The organism is Sphingomonas chlorellae, from assembly GCF_056485145.1.
On the sequence record NZ_JBQXXM010000001.1, the window covers coordinates 13,621 to 28,717 of the forward strand.

The 15,097-nt window shown below is 71.8% G+C and carries 14 protein-coding genes and 1 tRNA gene; 8 read left to right on the forward strand and 7 right to left on the reverse strand.

Features of this window, described 5'->3' with window-relative positions; translation table 11 throughout:
* The first annotated feature begins 28 nt into the window (after window positions 1-28).
* Both ACT3CF_RS00035 and ACT3CF_RS00040 read left to right on the forward strand, forming a co-directional pair.
* Window positions 29-1,762 carry a type I secretion system permease/ATPase gene (locus ACT3CF_RS00035; protein ID WP_478419668.1) on the forward strand — a complete coding sequence of 578 codons (1,734 nt, stop codon included), beginning with the start codon at window positions 29-31 and terminating at the stop codon, window positions 1,760-1,762.
* Window positions 1,759-3,141 carry an HlyD family type I secretion periplasmic adaptor subunit gene (locus ACT3CF_RS00040; RefSeq protein ID WP_478419669.1) on the forward strand — a complete coding sequence of 461 codons (1,383 nt, stop codon included), beginning with the start codon at window positions 1,759-1,761 and terminating at the stop codon, window positions 3,139-3,141. The genes ACT3CF_RS00035 and ACT3CF_RS00040 overlap by 4 nt, the downstream gene beginning before the upstream one ends.
* Window positions 3,142-3,187: 46 nt before the next feature.
* Here the strand turns inward: ACT3CF_RS00040 and ACT3CF_RS00045 are convergent, their stop codons facing one another.
* The 3 genes from ACT3CF_RS00045 to htpX all read right to left on the reverse strand — a co-directional run bounded on the left by ACT3CF_RS00045 (window position 3,188) and on the right by htpX (window position 7,056).
* Window positions 3,188-4,573, reverse strand: a complete 1,386-nt coding sequence (locus tag ACT3CF_RS00045) for a methyl-accepting chemotaxis protein (RefSeq protein ID WP_478419670.1) — start codon at window positions 4,571-4,573, stop codon at window positions 3,188-3,190.
* 245 nt (window positions 4,574-4,818) lie between these two features.
* Complete coding sequence (locus ACT3CF_RS00050; protein ID WP_478419671.1) at window positions 4,819-6,090, reverse strand: RsmB/NOP family class I SAM-dependent RNA methyltransferase; 1,272 nt, start codon at window positions 6,088-6,090, stop codon at window positions 4,819-4,821.
* 3 nt (window positions 6,091-6,093) lie between these two features.
* Entirely contained in the window at window positions 6,094-7,056 is a 963-nt protein-coding gene (gene htpX, locus ACT3CF_RS00055; RefSeq protein WP_478419672.1) for a zinc metalloprotease HtpX, read from the reverse strand.
* Between the two features lie 57 nt (window positions 7,057-7,113).
* On the opposite strand from htpX, the gene ACT3CF_RS00060 reads away from it, so the two are divergent.
* Complete coding sequence (locus ACT3CF_RS00060) at window positions 7,114-7,275, forward strand: DUF1674 domain-containing protein (protein ID WP_478419673.1); 162 nt, start codon at window positions 7,114-7,116, stop codon at window positions 7,273-7,275.
* A gap of 89 nt (window positions 7,276-7,364) precedes the next feature.
* Here the strand turns inward: ACT3CF_RS00060 and ACT3CF_RS00065 are convergent, their stop codons facing one another.
* Together ACT3CF_RS00065 and tsaD are read right to left on the reverse strand one after the other, a co-directional pair.
* Window positions 7,365-8,342 (reverse strand): NAD(P)H-dependent glycerol-3-phosphate dehydrogenase, encoded by a 978-nt coding sequence (locus ACT3CF_RS00065; RefSeq protein WP_478419674.1) that lies wholly within the window; start codon window positions 8,340-8,342, stop codon window positions 7,365-7,367.
* Window positions 8,339-9,364: a tRNA (adenosine(37)-N6)-threonylcarbamoyltransferase complex transferase subunit TsaD gene (gene tsaD / locus ACT3CF_RS00070; RefSeq protein ID WP_478419675.1), complete on the reverse strand. Its 1,026-nt coding sequence runs from the start codon at window positions 9,362-9,364 to the stop codon at window positions 8,339-8,341. The genes ACT3CF_RS00065 and tsaD overlap by 4 nt, the downstream gene beginning before the upstream one ends.
* 37 nt (window positions 9,365-9,401) lie before the next feature.
* Here tsaD and hemC point away from each other — a divergent pair, with 37 nt between their 5' ends.
* Genes hemC through ACT3CF_RS00095 form a run of 5 tightly spaced genes read left to right on the forward strand, consistent with a single transcriptional unit; the run spans window position 9,402 to window position 14,269 of the window.
* Window positions 9,402-10,316 (forward strand): hydroxymethylbilane synthase, encoded by a 915-nt coding sequence (gene hemC, locus ACT3CF_RS00075; protein WP_478419676.1) that lies wholly within the window; start codon window positions 9,402-9,404, stop codon window positions 10,314-10,316.
* Window positions 10,313-10,978, forward strand: a complete 666-nt coding sequence (locus ACT3CF_RS00080) for a uroporphyrinogen-III synthase (protein ID WP_478419677.1) — start codon at window positions 10,313-10,315, stop codon at window positions 10,976-10,978. Before hemC ends, ACT3CF_RS00080 begins: the two co-directional genes overlap by 4 nt.
* Before the next feature lie 31 nt (window positions 10,979-11,009).
* Complete coding sequence (locus ACT3CF_RS00085; protein WP_478419678.1) at window positions 11,010-11,888, forward strand: hypothetical protein; 879 nt, start codon at window positions 11,010-11,012, stop codon at window positions 11,886-11,888.
* Window positions 11,889-11,934: 46 nt separating this feature from the next.
* On the forward strand, window positions 11,935-13,119 hold the full coding sequence (locus ACT3CF_RS00090; RefSeq protein WP_478419679.1) for an acyl-CoA dehydrogenase: 1,185 nt from the start codon (window positions 11,935-11,937) through the stop codon (window positions 13,117-13,119).
* A 31-nt stretch (window positions 13,120-13,150) separates the two neighbouring features.
* A complete protein-coding gene (locus ACT3CF_RS00095; protein WP_478419680.1) occupies window positions 13,151-14,269 on the forward strand; it encodes a CaiB/BaiF CoA transferase family protein in 1,119 nt (372 codons plus the stop codon).
* A gap of 30 nt (window positions 14,270-14,299) precedes the next feature.
* Here ACT3CF_RS00095 and ACT3CF_RS00100 read toward each other — a convergent pair whose 3' ends face one another.
* On the reverse strand, window positions 14,300-14,722 hold the full coding sequence (locus tag ACT3CF_RS00100; RefSeq protein WP_478419681.1) for a DUF2147 domain-containing protein: 423 nt from the start codon (window positions 14,720-14,722) through the stop codon (window positions 14,300-14,302).
* 161 nt (window positions 14,723-14,883) lie between these two features.
* A tRNA-Gly gene (locus ACT3CF_RS00105) sits at window positions 14,884-14,958 on the reverse strand.
* Between the last annotated feature and the right edge of the window lie 139 nt (window positions 14,959-15,097).

Below are 15,097 nucleotides of genomic sequence, written 5' to 3' on the forward strand. Positions count from 1 at the left end.
GCGCAGCACGCGACAGGAATGCACTCGCATGACGAAGACGGCCGAATCGGCCATACTCCGGGCGGCGCTGACGCAGTGCCGCCCCCATTTCATTGCAGCGGCGGCGTTCAGCGCGCTCGTCAACCTGCTCTACATCGCCCCCACGCTCTACATGCTCCAGGTCTATGACCGCGTGGTGCCGACGCGCGGGATGCAGACGCTGCTGTTCCTGACGATGGTGCTGCTGTTCGCGCTGGCGACGCTGGCGCTGCTCGACCGGGTCCGCGCGCGGCTGCTGGTGCGGGCGGGAATCCGGCTCGACACGATTCTGGCGCCGCGCATCCTCGACGCGACGCTGGGCCAGCCCGACCTGCCGACCGCGCGCCAGGCGCTGCGCGATTTCGACACGATGCGCGCCGGGCTGACCGGCCCCGCCGTGCTGGCGCTGTTCGATGCGCCGTGGATGCCGATCTACATCCTTGTCTGTTTCCTGGTGCATCCCGCGATCGGCGGCGTCGCGATCCTGGGCTGCGCCATCCTGCCGCTGCTCGCCTGGGCCAACGAGCGCCATACGCGCGCGCGCCTGGACCGCGCCCAGGCGATCGCCAGCGGATCCTATGCCAGCCAGGACGCGCTGTTGAGCGCGGCGGACAGCGTGCGGGCGCTGGGGATGCGCCGCGCGCTGGTGGCGCGCCAGCTTCGTCAGCGCGAGGCGATGCTGACCGCGCAGACCGAGGCGAGCTTTGCCGGCGGCAGCTTTCTGACCGCGACCAAGTTCACGCGGATGGCGCTGCAGTCGCTCGCGCTGGGGCTCGGCGCGCTGCTGGCGGTGAACAACCAGATTTCGGGCGGCGCGATCTTTGCCTCGTCCTTCCTCATCGCCCGCGCGCTGGCGCCGATCGAGCAGCTGATCGGCACCTGGCGCACGATCGTCCAGGCGCGCCAGAGCCAGGCCAATCTCGCCGAACTGCTTGCCGGACCTGCGCAGACCATGATCCCGACCCAGCTTCCGCCGCCGCGCGGGGCGCTGACGCTGGAAGGGCTGACCGTGCTCAACGATGCGCGCGACGGCGCGATCCTGGGCGGCATCTCGATCGCGATCCAGCCGGGCGAACTGATCGCGATCGTCGGCCCCAGCGGTGCGGGCAAGTCGACGCTGGCGCGCGCGATTGCCGGCGCGCTGACGCCCGATCGCGGCGTGGTGCGCATCGACGGTGCCGACACGCGCGACTGGGATCCCGAGCGGCTGGCACGCCATATCGGCTATCTGCCGCAGGATTCGGCGCTGTTCGCGGGAACGGTGGGCGAGAATATCGCCCGCTTTTCGGGCGAGACCGGCGGCGACCGCGCGACGATCGACGCCGCGGTGGTCGCCGCCGCCGAGAAGGTGGGCGCCGACCCGCTGATCCGCCATCTCTCGCAGGGCTATGACCACCGGCTGGGGCTGGGCGGGCGCGGCATTTCGGCGGGGCAGGCGCAACGCATCGCGCTCGCCCGCGCGGTGTTCGGCGACCCCGCGCTGCTCGTGCTCGACGAGCCCAACGCGCATCTGGACGCCGAAGGCGACGCCGCGCTGGTCGCGGCACTCGGCGCGCTCAAGGCCGAAGGCAAGACGATCCTGATCGTCTCGCACAAGCTGGGCATCCTGCCCGTGGTCGACCGCATCCTGGTGCTTCGCGACGGCCGCGTTGCGCTGTTCGGCCCGCGCGACGAGGTTCTGCCCAAGATCGCCCCGCCGCCGCCGACGCGGCGTGTCATCCAGCAACCGGCGAGCAAAGCATGACGGCCATCACCCTGCCCCCCGCCGCCGACGGCGGCGCGATCGTTGCGGCCCCCGCCGCGCAGGCGCTTGTCCAGATGGGCGAACCGCGGCGCGAGATCCGGATCGGAATCGCGATCGGCGCGCTGTTCTTCATCCTGTTCCTCGGCTGGGCGGCATTCGTGCGGCTCGACGCCGCCGCCTATGCCTCGGGCGTGCTGGAGGTCGCGGGCCAGCCGCAGGCGGTGCAGCACCGCGACGGCGGCGTGGTGCGCGCGATCCATGTCCGCGAGGGGCAGCGCGTGGTGCGCGGCCAGTTGCTGATCGAACTCGCCGCCGCCGAGGTGCAGGCGCAGGAACGCGGGCTGGCGGCACAGGCGATCCGCCTGCTCGCGCAGCGCGCGCGGCTGCAGGCCGAGCAACTGGGCGATGCGCACGTGACCGCCCCCGCCGAATTCGCCACCTATCGGGGTGCCGACCAGGCGGAGGCCGCGCTTGCGCTGCGGATGCAGCAGACCGAACTCGACGCGCGGCGGGCGGTGCTGGCGGCGCAGCGCGGTGCGCTGTCCGAACGCGCCGCGCAGTCGGGCGAACAGGGGCGCGGCTATGGCGAACAGGCCGTGGCGGCGCGCGAACAGCTGCGGATCATCAACGAACAGATCGCTGCGCTGCGCCCGGTCGCCGACCGCGGCTTCGTCTCGCAGACGCGGATGCGCGAACTGGAGCGCGCCCGCGCCGAACTGGAGGGACAGCGCGGCCAGTACAGCGCCAGCGTGGCGCAGACGCGCGGCGCCGCCCGCGAGAGCCAGATCCAGGCGCTCGAGGCCGAACGCAGCTTTCGCGAACGCACCGCATCGGACCTGCGCGACGTCGACATCCGGCTGGGCGAGGCGTTGCCGCGCTGGGCCGCGGCGCGCGACCAGCTCGAGCGCACGCGCATCCGGGCACCCGCCACGGGCGCGGTGGTCGGGCTTTCGGTCTTCACGCCCGGCGGCGTGATCTCGCCGGGGCAGAAGCTGATGCAGATCGTTCCCGAACAGCGCGAGCTGCGCGTGCAGGCGCGGATCGCGCCCGACGATGCCGACGATCTGCGGCCGGGAATGCGCACGCTCGTCAAGTTCCCCGGCCTCCACGAACGGACGCTGCCCAACCTGGAAGGACGGCTGACGCGGCTTTCGGCGGACGCCTTCACCGACGAGAAGTCGGGACAGAGCTATTTCACCGCCGAGGTGCTGGTGCCCGCTTCGCAGCTCGCGCTGATCCGGCAGGTGCGCGGGGCCGATTTCAGCCTGCGCGCGGGCATGCCGGTCGAGGTGCTGATCCCGCTGCGCCGCCGCACCGCGCTCGACTATGCGCTCGAACCGCTGATCGGCAGTTTCTGGTCGTCGTTCCGCGAACACTGATCGGCCGCCGCCCGGCAGCATCCGGCCGCCGGGCGGAAGGCGCGCGTCAGTGGAGGACGGGTGCCGCCATGCGGCGAACGGCCGGCGCCGCCCGGAACGCCGGCGACGGTGCCGCGGCAAGGCGGAACCGCGACGACTGGTCGTTGAGCACGTCGACCTCGTTGAGCAGGTTGCGCGCGGCAGCCGAGGTTTCCTCGACCATCGCAGCATTTTCCTGAGTCGCGCGGTCCATCGTCCCGATCGCGGCGGTGATCTGGGTGACCGCCGACGCCTGGGCCTGATTGTCGCGGACCATCGTGCCGAGCAACTGTTCGAACGCACCGACATTGCCGCGGATATCGGTGAGCGCCGCGTCGACATTCTGCACCGCCGCGACCGCCGAGCGCACCTGGCTCTGCGTCACGGTGAGCTGGTCGCGGGCGCGCTTGGCTTCCTCCTCGGCGCGCATCGCGAGCGCGGAGACGAGATCGGCGACGACCGCGAAGCCGCGGCCCGCCTCCCCCGCACGACCGGCCTCGACCGCGGCGTTCATCGCGAGAACGCGCGTCTGGAAGGCGATCTTGTCGAGTCCCTCGATCACGCCGTCGATCCCCTCGGCGCTTTCGGCGACGCGGCGCATCGCCTCGACCGCCTGCTCGGCGGTGCTGCGGCCGGTTTCGACCACGCCGGTCGCGGCGGTGGCGCGTTCGGCGGTTTCGACCGCCGTCGCCGCGACGCCGCGCACGCGCGCCTCGATCTGCGCCATCGCCGCCGAAGTCTGTTCGAGGCTGGCGGCATTGCTTTCGGTGCGGCGCGCCAGATCCTCGGAGGCGCGCGCGATTTCCGCGGCGCCCGACGCGATCGTCTGCGTGCTGGCGGCCGCGGCACCGATCAGGGTGGTCAGCCCCTCTGCCGAGCGGTTATAGTTTTCGCGCAACGCCTCATATTCGGCGATGAAGGGCCGGGTCAGCCGGTGGCTGAGATCGCCGTCGGCGAGCGCGGCGAGGCCGGCCGAAAGCTGGTCGATCATGTCGCGCTGTGTCGTCTGATCCTGGAGGATCGAGACGAGCACCTCCTCGCCATGCAGCACGTCGCGGATCAGCGTGGCGATCACCGGAACGGGGCTGCCGTCCTTGGCGACGTGCATCCATTCGAAGCGGTTGCGGCCCTCCTGCATCGCCTTGCCGATCACCTCGACCGCGAGATCGGCCGAGGTGCGGCCGTTGGGCTGGCGTTCGGGCGAGAGCACGACGGGCGACTTGCCGATCATCTCGTCGCGGCGATAGCCCATGACGCGTTCGAAGGCCGGATTGCATTCGACGAGGATGCCGTTGCGGATGACGTGCATCGGATCATAGGCGTTCTGGAAAATCGAGGCGCCGGCGGCCTCGGCGAGGGTCATTGCATCGTGGCGCGCCGACGCGCCCAGTCGTAAGCCAAACATGAGCTTCATCCTCCCCTGAGATGGAACGCATCGCGGGTTACGGCCCCGCCCATCGTCGCCGGAGGAGGAAGGGCGGCAGGCGCCCGCATCGCCTCGCGACGGTCAGCTCAATTATAGGGGGCGAGACTTGCGCAGCGCGTCGTTTTCACATGCAAAGTCTGCAACTTGGCGGGGAATGCGGAGACTGACGTTACGGATTCGGGCGGGGCGATGCCGTTTCACATGAAACAAAAATCGCGCGGCCCCGCCCGCCGCTAGCCCGCGCGACGTTCGAAACGCGCGATGAAGAAGCCGTCGAGCCCACCCTGTTCGGCGAGCATCCCCGGCAACAACCGCACGGCACCGTCCGCGCGCGGCGCAATCCCGCCGGGCAGTTCGTCGGCGCGAACCGGCCGCAGTGCGAAATCGGGATGCGCATCCAGGAAGCGCGCGAGCTGGGCCTCGCCTTCCTCGGGCTCGAGCGAACAGGTCGAATAGACGAGCACGCCGCCCGGCCGCACCCAGCCGGCCGCACGATCGAGAAGCCGGGCCTGAAGCGCCGCCATTTCGGCGATCAGCGCGGGCCGGACGCGGTGCAGCACGTCGGGATGACGCCGGAAAATGCCCGTCGCGCTGCACGGCGCATCGAGCAGCACGGCATCGGCAGGCGTTTCGGGTGCCCAGCGGAGAAGGTCGGCCGCGACGACGCGGGCGGCGAGCCCGGTCCGTTCGAGATTGGCGTGGAGCCGCGCCAGCCGCGCTTCGGAAATATCGACCGCGGTCACCGCCCAGCCCGCCGCGGCGAGCTGCAGCGTCTTGCCGCCGGGCGCCGCGCACAAGTCGAGCGCCGACCCGGCGCCCGCGCCGATCAGCCGGGCAGGAAGCGACGCGGCCAGATCCTGAACCCACCAGTCGCCCTCGGCGAAACCGGCGAGCGCGGGAACATCTTGCCCCGCCGGCAGGCGACAATGGCCCGAAAGCAGCGCCGTCCCCTCGCCGGGCGCTGCCGCGCCGGGACGGAGCGTCAGATCGAGCGGCGGCGGCACCGCAATCGCGCGGGCTGCCGCCGCGACCGTCGCAGCGCCCCAATGGCGCGTCCAGCGTTCGACCGCAGCCGCCGGAAGCGCGGGCACTTCGGGCAGCGTCACGCCCTGGCGCATCAACGTGCCGAACACGCCGTGGACGAGCTTGCGCGGGCCGCCGTCGACGAGCGGCAACACGGTGGCGATCGCGGCGTGGCCGGGGGTGCCGAGCGCGATCGCCTGCACCAGCGCGATGCGAAGCGCGAAGCGCGCCTTGGCATCGTCGGGCAGCCGCTGACGCGTCGCCGAATCGATCAGCGCGTCGAGATCGGCCAGCCGGCGCAGCGCCTCGGCGGCGATGGCGTGGGCGAGGCCCCGGTCATTGGGCGCGAGCCCCTGGGCAGCGGCGTCGAGCGCCGATTCGAGCGCGAGGCCGCGACGCAGCACGGCATCGAGCAGCCGCAGCGCGGCGCGGCGGGCGGGGACGCCGGGGGGCGTCGCCTTGGCAGGCACGGGACGGGCCAAGGGTCAGCGCCGCGACAGCGGATCGAGCGCGCTGGCACCGCGTCGCGTGCGCGGTATTCCCGAACCCGGGCGCGGCGCGACGGGAAGCGCGCCGGGCCGGCTGGGCCATTCGGGCGCGCGCTGCACCCGGGGAGCGCCCATCGCGGCGGCGAGCCGTTCGAGTTCGGCAATGCGGTTCCCGGTGTCCGGGTGCGTCGAAAACAAGCTGTCCCCCCGTGTCAGGCCCGGAACGATATAGAGTTGCGCCGCCGCCGGCACGCGTTCGGCGACGGGGCTGGGCACCGCCTGCGCCCCTTGCGCGAGCTTGGCAAGCGCCGAGGCGAGCGCGCGCGGATTGCCGGAGATCTCCGCCCCCGCCCGGTCGGCGCCATATTCGCGCGTCCGGCTGATCGCGAGCTGGACGATCATCGCGGCAAAGGGCGCGACGAGGACCGCGAGCAGCCCCGCGAGCCCGGGTCCGCGCCCTTCCGAATCGCGGAAGAACAGGCCGAAATTGGCGATCATCGAAATCGCGCCCGCGATCGTCGCGACCATCGTCATGATGAGCGTGTCGCGGTTGCGGACATGCCCCAGTTCGTGCGCCATCACCGCGGCGACCTCGTCACGATCGAGCAGCGCGAGCAGCCCCGTGGTCGCGGCGACCGCGGCATGTTCGGGGTCGCGCCCGGTGGCGAACGCATTGGGGTGCGGCGAATCGATCAGATAGACGCGCGGCGCGGGCAATCCGGCGCGCGCCGCGAGCTGATGGACGATGCCGACCAGTTCGGGCGCGGTGCGGCCGTCGACCTCCTGCGCGCCGTGCATCGACAGCACGATGCGATCGGCATTCCAGAAGGTGAACAGGTTCATCGCCGCAGCGACGAGCAGCGCGATCACCGCGCCGCCGGTACCGCCGAGCGTGTAGCCCAATGCCATGAACAGCGCCGTCAGCGCCGCCAGCAGCATCACCGTCTTGAACCCGTTCACTTGACCCAGCTCCTTCGGGTGTCGATGTGGGATGGGCAACCAAGGAAGGCAATCCCGATGGGCAAGCGACCCGAGCATGTGACGCCGCCGGCATATCTGTCCAAGAGCCCGCCGGTGCCGGCACCCGAACCGGCACGGCGGCCGGAGAACGACCCGCTGGGCAAGGACCCGGTTCGCTATGGCGACTGGGAGCTCAAGGGAATCGCCGTCGATTTCTGAGCCCGAAGTTTAGGAAGTTTAGGGTGCAACAACTTGTCGGCCGGCCGGCAAGTTCACCCTAAGTCATTGAGAAAAAACGACGATGCAGCTCAGACCGCCTCGGCCTTGAGCGGACGGCTGAGCAGCGCGTCGATCACCTGGGCGACCGGCGCCCCTTCGAGCAGCGCGTTGACCGCGGCGGTGACGGGCATGTCGACCCCCGCCTCGGCCGCCGCCTCGCGCAGCACGGGCGCGGTGAAGGCGCCTTCGGCCACCGTCCGGCGATCGGCGAGCAGATCGGCGGCGCGCCGCCCCTGCCCCAGCCCGACGCCGAGCGAGAAGTTGCGCGAGTTGGTCGACGAGCAGGTGAGAACCAAGTCGCCCAGCCCCGACAGCCCGGTGAGCGTTTCCGCCTGCGCGCCGCGCGCGAGGCCGAAGCGCGTCATTTCGGCAAAGCCGCGCGCGATCAGCGCGGCGCGCGCGTTGAGGCCGAGCCCCGCGCCCTCGACGACGCCGCAGGCGATGGCGAGCACGTTCTTCACCGCACCGCCGATCTCTGCCCCGACGACATCGGCCGAGGCATAGGGGCGGAAGGCAGGCGCGCCGAGGCGTTCGATCAGCCGCGTGCGCAAGTCCGCATCCTCGCACGCAAGCGTCACCGCCGTGGGCTTGCCCGCCGCCACCTCGTTCGCGAAGGTCGGGCCGGAGAGCACCGCGATCGGCGCCTGCGGCGCGACGCTGCGCGCCACCTCGCCGACGAGCAGCCGCGTCCCCGCCTCGATCCCCTTGGCGCACAACACGAGCGGCGTGGTCCCCACCGCAGTTTCGGCAAGCACCGCGCGGACATGCTGCGCGGGCGCGACGACGAGCAGCGCGTCGCACCCGGCGAGATCGCCGAGGCTGGCCGTCGCGCGGATCGCCGGCGACAATGCGACGCCGGGAAGGAAAGCGCGGTTTTCATGGTCGCGGTTGACGCCGTCGACCACCTCGGGCTCGCGCGCCCAGAGCGTGACGGGACGCTCGCCGCGCGCCGCCACCTGCGCCAGCGCGGTGCCCCAGGCGCCGCCGCCGATCACGCCGATCCTCATGCCTTCACTCCTGCCCCGCGCACCTTTTCCGCATCCGGATCGAGCGGCCAGCGCGCCCGCGCCGGCGTGTCGAGCGGATCGGTGAGCCCCTGGGCGAAGCGTTCGGCGCCCGCCCAGGCGATCATCGCGCCATTGTCGGTACACAGCCACAGCGGCGGCGCGACGAAGCGCAGCCCATGTTCGGCCGCCAGCGCCTCGAGCGCGGTCCGCACCGCCTTGTTCGCGGCGACGCCGCCCGCGACGACGAGCGCGGTCGGGCGCACGCCGCCGAGCGCGCGCCGCGTGCGATCGACCAGGCAATCGACCACCGCCTGCTGGAACGACGCGGCGAGATCCTCGGCGCTGTAATCGTTCACCGCACGCGCCACCGCGCTCTTGAGCCCGGCGAACGAGAAATGCGGCTCGCCCGAGCCGACGAGCGGGCGCGGCAGCGGCACCGCGCGCGGATTGCCGCGCGCCGCCGCCGCCTCGACCGCGGGACCGCCGGGGAAGCCGAGCTGGAGCAGCTTGGCGGTCTTGTCGAACGCCTCGCCCGCGGCGTCGTCGATCGTGGTGGCGAGCCGGCGATAACGCCCGACGCCTTCGACGAGCAGCAACTGGCAGTGGCCGCCCGAGACGAGCAGCAGCAGATAGGGAAAGTCGAGCGCGGCATCGCCGAGCCGCGGCGACAGCGCATGGCCTTCGAGATGGTTGACCGCGATCAGCGGCTTGCCCGCAGCGAGCGCGAGCGCCTTGCCGGTGACGAGTCCGACCATCACCCCGCCGATCAGCCCGGGACCGGCGGTCGCGGCGATCGCATCGACATCGGCGAGCGTCACCCCCGCCTCGGCCAGCGCCGATTCGACGAGCGGGCCGAGCATCTCGACATGCGCGCGCGCCGCGATTTCGGGGACGACGCCGCCATAGGGGCGGTGAAATTCCTCCTGCCGCGCAAGCTTGTGCGCCAGAATGGTGCGATCGCCGGTCACCAGCGCGGCGGCCGTTTCGTCGCAACTCGATTCAAGTCCGAGAATGAGTGCCATTGCATCCATCTAGACCGAAGGGGCATTAGCACAAGCCATGGCACAGTTTCGACTTGGTACCCGCGGCTCGCCGCTCGCCCTCACCCAGGCCAATATGGTCCGTTCGGCGCTGGCCGCCGCGCATGGCCGGCCGCCCGAAGATTTCGAGATCGTCGTGATCCGCACCACCGGCGACAAGGTGCAGGACCGCGCGCTGGCCGAGATCGGCGGCAAGGCGCTGTGGACCAAGGAACTCGACCGCGCGCTGCTGGCCGGCGAGATCGACTGTGCGGTCCATTCGATGAAGGACGTCGAAACGATCCGCCCCGAGGCGATCGCGATCGCGGCGATGTTGCCGCGCGCCGATGTGCGCGACCGGCTGGTCGGCGCGCCGTCGATCGCGGCGATTCGCGAAGGCGGCGTCGTCGGCACCAGCTCGCCGCGCCGCGCCGCGCAGATCCGGCGGCTGCGCCCCGACCTGCGCACCGTGCTGTTCCGCGGCAATGTCGATACCCGGCTGGCCAAGCTGGCGGCGGGCGAGGCCGATGCGACGCTGCTCGCCTCGGCCGGGCTCGCGCGGCTGGGGCGCGACGATGTGGGGACGCCGATCCCGCTCGACACGATGTTGTGCGCGCCGGCGCAGGGCGCGGTGGGGATCGAATGCCGGCGCGACGACGGCGCGGCGCGCGCGTTGCTGGGCGCGATCGACCACCCCGAAACGCATGCCTGCGTGCTCGCCGAGCGCGCGCTGCTCGCCGCGCTCAACGCCGATTGCCATTCGCCGGTCGCGGCGCTGGCGACGATCGAGGGCGCGATCCTGACGCTGCGCGCCGAGCTGTTCGCCGCCGACGGCAGCGAACAGGTGAGCGCGCAGGTCGAGGGGGCACCGCTCGATCCCGCGGTTTCGGTAGCGGCGGCCGACGACCTGATCGCGCGCGCGCCCGAGAGCATCCGCCGGCTGTTCGGCGGATGACGCGCCCGATCGCGGTGCTGCGCCCCGAGCCGGGCAATGCCGCGCTCGCCGAACGGATCGAGGCAGCGGGATTGCCCGCGGTGCGCGTGCCGCTGTTCGCGGTGCGACCGGTCGCGTGGACCGCGCCCGACCCTGCGGCGTTCGACGCGCTGATCCTGACCAGCGCCAATGCGGTGCGCCACGGCGGCGCCGGGCTGGCGACGCTGCGCAGCCTGCCGGTGCATGCGGTGGGAAGCGCGACGGCGCACGCGGCGGCGGCGGCGGGGTTCGACGTGGCGATGACCGGCGCGCACGGCGCCGCCGCGCTGATCGCCGCATGCCGCGACGCGGGCGTGCGCCGCGCGCTGCGGCTTGCCGGGCGCGAGCATGTCGCGGTGGCCGACCCGATCATCGCCGACACGCGCATCGTCTATGCCAGCGAGCCGGTCGAGCCCGGTCCGGCGGGGCGCGCGGTGCTGGCGGGAAGCGTCGCGCTGGTCCAGTCGCCGCGCGCGGCGGCGCGGCTGGCGACGCTGGCGGCGGCGCTGCGCCCGACGATCGCGGTGGTGGCGATCAGCGAGGCGGCGGCGCGTGCCGCCGGCCCCGGATGGCAGACGGTGCGAATCGCCCCGTCGCCCGATACCGACACGCTGATCGCGCTGGCGCGCACGCTCGCCGATTGACCGCGCGCGCCCGGCGGGGGAATAAGGGCGCATGAGCGACGCTCCCCTTTCGACGGCGCCTGCCGACCGGCCCGGCGCGCGCGCCTTTTACGTCATCGGCGGCCTTTCCTTCGCCACCGGGGTTGCGGTGACCTTCGGCGCCTATCAACTGGGGGTGAGCCCGTTGCAGCGGCCCGCGCCGCGCCCGACCCCTGCGCTCGCCGCCCCGGCCGCGCCGCCGCCCGCGGGCAGCGCGGCGATGCCGGCATCGGACCTGGCGACGCTGGGCGCGCGCGAACAGGCGCTGGCGGCGCGGCTCGACGCGCTCGACCTGCGGCTGCACGACATCGAGGGCAGCGCGCGCATCGCCGCGACGCAGGCGAGCCGGGCCGAGCAGCTGCTGATCGCGCTTTCGGTGCGCCGCGCACTCGACCGCGGCGTCCCGCTGGGGCCGCTGGCGGCGCAGCTCCGCCAGCGTTTCGGCGAGCGCGAGCCCGCCGCCGTCGCCGCGATCCTGAACGCCGCGGCCGATCCGGTTTCGATCGAGGATCTGCGGCTGGCGCTGTCGACGCTGGAGCCGCGGCTGATGAGCGGCCCCGACGACGGCATGTTCACGCATGCCCGCCGGCTGCTGACCGACCTGGTCGTGCTGCGCGAGGCCGATTCGCCGAGCCCGCGCCCCGCCGACCGGCTGGCGCGCGCCGAACGCGCGCTGGAGGCCGGGCAGGTCGAGGCGGCGCTGGCCGAAGTGATGCACCTGCCCGGCGCCGCCTATGCCGGAAGCTGGGCGGCGGCGGCGCGCCGCTATATCGCCGCGCGCCACGCGCTGACGACGATCGAGGCCGCCGCGATCGCGGCGCTGCCGCTGCCCGCGCGCGGCGCCCCGCCCGTCACGGCGCCCGCCCCCGCCGGTGCGCCGGCCAATCCATAAGACGCGCGCACGGCCGCGCGACCGCACGAATCAGGAAAGGACAGACATGGCAGAGATGGGTCGTTTTGACTGGGAGGATCCGTTCGGCCTCGACGCGCAGTTGACCGACGAGGAGCGGATGGTGCGCGACGCGGCGCGCGATTACGCGCAGGGCGAGCTGTTGCCGCGCGTCACCCGCGCCTATCTCGACGAGACGTTCGACCGCGCGATCATGTCGGAAATGGGTGCGCTGGGGCTGCTGGGGCCGACGATTCCGCAGGCCTATGGCGGCGCCGGGCTGGGCTATGTCGCCTATGGCCTGGTGGCGCGCGAGGTCGAGCGCGTCGATTCGGGCTATCGTTCGGCGATGAGCGTGCAGAGCTCGCTCGTGATGCACCCGATCAACGCCTATGGCAGCGAGGAACAGAAGCAGAAATATCTGCCCAGGCTCGCCACGGGCGAATGGGTCGGCTGTTTCGGGCTGACCGAACCCGATGCTGGCTCGGACCCGGCGGGGATGCGGACGCGCGCCGAGAAGATCGACGGCGGCTATCGCCTGACCGGCGCCAAGATGTGGATCACCAACTCGCCGATCGCCGACGTGATGGTGGTGTGGGCCAAGAGCGACGCGCATGACGGCGCGATCCGCGGATTCGTGCTCGAGCGCGGGATGAAGGGCCTTTCCACCCCCAAGATCGAGGGCAAGCTGTCGCTGCGCGCGTCGATCACCGGCGAGATCGTGATGGACGGCGTGGAAGTGGGCGAGGACGCGCTGCTGCCGCATGTGCAGGGGCTGAAGGGGCCGTTCGGCTGCCTCAACCGCGCGCGCTATGGCATCGCCTGGGGCAGCATGGGCGCCGCCGAGGCGTGCTTCCACGCGGCGCGGCAATATACGCTCGACCGCAAGCAGTTCGGCCGGCCGCTCGCCGCCAACCAGATCGTGCAGCTGAAGCTGGCCGACATGGAGACCGAGATCGCGCTGGGGTTGCAGGGCGCGCTGCGCGCCGGGCGGATGTTCGACGAGGGGACGCTGGCGCCCGAGACGATCTCGATCCTCAAGCGCAACAATTGCGGCAAGGCGCTGGCGATCGCCCGCGTTGCGCGCGACATGCATGGCGGCAACGGCATTTCGGCCGAGTTCCACGTGCTGCGCCACGCGATCAACCTTGAAACGGTGAACACCTATGAGGGCACGCACGACGTCCATGCGCTGATCCTCGGCCGCGCGATCACCGGGATCGCCGCGTTCTGATGCAGGGGGCGGGTCGCACGGGCGCGGGCGCATGAAGCCGCTGGCGGGGATCAGGGTCGTCGAGCTGGCCCGCATCCTGGCGGGGCCGTGGTGCGGGCAGCTGCTCGCCGACCTGGGCGCCGAGGTGATCAAGATCGAGCGTCCCGGCGCGGGCGACGACACGCGCCACTGGGGCCCGCCCTTTCTGCACGACGCCGCGGGCGAGAATCGCGACGCGGCCTATTTCCACGCGTGCAACCGCGGCAAGCAGTCGGTCGCGATCGACATCGCCACGCCCGAGGGGCAGGCGCGGGTGCGGTCGCTGATCGCCGACGCCGATGTGGTGATCGAGAACTACAAGGTCGGCGGGCTGGTCAAATACGGGCTCGATGCCGCCAGCCTGCGCGCCGCCGACCCGCGGCTGGTGGTGTGTTCGATCACCGGGTTCGGCCAGACCGGCCCCTATGCCCGGCGCGCGGGCTATGACTTCATCATCCAGGGCATGGGCGGGGCGATGAGCCTGACCGGCGAGCCCGACGGCGCGCCGCAAAAGGCGGGCGTCGCCTATGTCGACCTGTTCACCGGCGTCTATTCGGCGGTGGCGATCCTGGCGGCGCTGCGTCGGCGCGACGCGACCGGCACCGGCGCGCATATCGACATGGCGCTGCTCGACACGCAGGTGGGCGTGCTCGCCAACCAGGCGCTCAACTGGATGGCGAGCGGCAAGGTGCCGCACCGCATGGGCAACGGCCATGCCAACCTGGCGCCGTACCAGGCGTTCGCGACGCAGGACGGCGACCTGATCATCGCGGTGGGCAATGACGGGCAGTTCGCACGGCTGTGCGGCGTGCTGGGGCTGACGCTCCACGAGGATGCACGCTTTGCGACCAATCCGGGGCGCGTGACGAATCGCGCCGAGCTGATCCCCGCGCTGGCCGCGGCGATCGCGCGCTGGCCCAAGGCGGCGCTGTACGAGGCGCTGGAGGCCGAGGGCGTCCCCGCCGGGCCGATCAACCGGATCGACGAGGTGTTCGCCGATCCGCAGGTGCGTGCGCGCGGGATGCAGATCGTGCGCGAGGGCGTGCCGGGGCTCGCCTGTCCGATCGTGATCGACGGCGAACGGATGGTCGCCGACCGGCCGAGCCCGCGCCGGCCCGCCAACGACGCCTGAGCGCGGCCGGGCGCCGCGCGGATCGGCGAATCAGTTGCCGATTCGCGTCCAGGTCTGGCTGCGGCAGCCGAGATTGCGCGCAACGCAGCCCTTGCCGACCATCTGATCGCGCCCGACCAGCGTCAGCGTCCCCGACAGCGTGACGCCGAGATCGGGGATGAACACCTTGCCCTCCCAGTCGTTCGGCCCGGTCTTGCGGAAATCGCGGAAGAGCCGCGTGCCGACGAGCGCCGGCGTGCCGCCGCGCCGCGCATCGGCGATCGCCTTCTCGCTTGCCCAGACGACGACGCCGCACATCGCGGCGCCGCAGGGTTCGGTGCGGACATGCACGCTGTTCGACGGGTTGCGCCAAACCGAGGGGCGCGATTGCGCCGCGGCGGGGGGCGTCGCGGCCACCCCCATGATCGCGATGAAGAACGCCGCAGAGGCGCGCGCAAATGCCGAAAATCGCATGATTCGTTCCCGTCCTGATCGACCCGACCAACCGGAAAGCGCGGATCGGGTTCCGACGCAAGCATGATACCGCCGCGACGACGGGACGACGTTGATCGGTATAAAGGCCTGCAGGGAAGGAAAAAGCCGTAGACCGGAGCCGATGCCTCTACGGTCAACGCTGGAGCGGGCGAAGGGATTCGAACCCTCGACCCCAACCTTGGCAAGGTTGTGCTCTACCCCTGAGCTACGCCCGCTCTGGCGTCAAAGGCCGGTTCGTCGTTCGAGCCGGCCGGGCTGAGGCGCGCCAACTAGCAACGTGTTTCGGGGCGCGCAACCCCCCAAATCACTTTTTTGAAAATGCTTGGCGCACGCGGCGCGAACGCCCACATAGAC

What these genes read in the sequence shown, in the direction of transcription:
- ACT3CF_RS00035 (WP_478419668.1), top strand. Translation starts at nt 29, where the DNA reads ATGACGAAGACGGCCGAATCGGCCATACTCCGGGCGGCGCTGACGCAG.
- ACT3CF_RS00040 (WP_478419669.1), top strand. Translation starts at nt 1,759, where the DNA reads ATGACGGCCATCACCCTGCCCCCCGCCGCCGACGGCGGCGCGATCGTT.
- ACT3CF_RS00045 (WP_478419670.1), bottom strand. Translation starts at nt 4,573, where the DNA reads ATGAAGCTCATGTTTGGCTTACGACTGGGCGCGTCGGCGCGCCACGAT.
- ACT3CF_RS00060 (WP_478419673.1), top strand. Translation starts at nt 7,114, where the DNA reads ATGGGCAAGCGACCCGAGCATGTGACGCCGCCGGCATATCTGTCCAAG.
- ACT3CF_RS00065 (WP_478419674.1), bottom strand. Translation starts at nt 8,342, where the DNA reads ATGAGGATCGGCGTGATCGGCGGCGGCGCCTGGGGCACCGCGCTGGCG.
- tsaD (WP_478419675.1), bottom strand. Translation starts at nt 9,364, where the DNA reads ATGGCACTCATTCTCGGACTTGAATCGAGTTGCGACGAAACGGCCGCC.
- hemC (WP_478419676.1), top strand. Translation starts at nt 9,402, where the DNA reads ATGGCACAGTTTCGACTTGGTACCCGCGGCTCGCCGCTCGCCCTCACC.
- ACT3CF_RS00080 (WP_478419677.1), top strand. Translation starts at nt 10,313, where the DNA reads ATGACGCGCCCGATCGCGGTGCTGCGCCCCGAGCCGGGCAATGCCGCG.
- ACT3CF_RS00085 (WP_478419678.1), top strand. Translation starts at nt 11,010, where the DNA reads ATGAGCGACGCTCCCCTTTCGACGGCGCCTGCCGACCGGCCCGGCGCG.
- ACT3CF_RS00090 (WP_478419679.1), top strand. Translation starts at nt 11,935, where the DNA reads ATGGCAGAGATGGGTCGTTTTGACTGGGAGGATCCGTTCGGCCTCGAC.
- ACT3CF_RS00095 (WP_478419680.1), top strand. Translation starts at nt 13,151, where the DNA reads ATGAAGCCGCTGGCGGGGATCAGGGTCGTCGAGCTGGCCCGCATCCTG.
- ACT3CF_RS00100 (WP_478419681.1), bottom strand. Translation starts at nt 14,722, where the DNA reads ATGCGATTTTCGGCATTTGCGCGCGCCTCTGCGGCGTTCTTCATCGCG.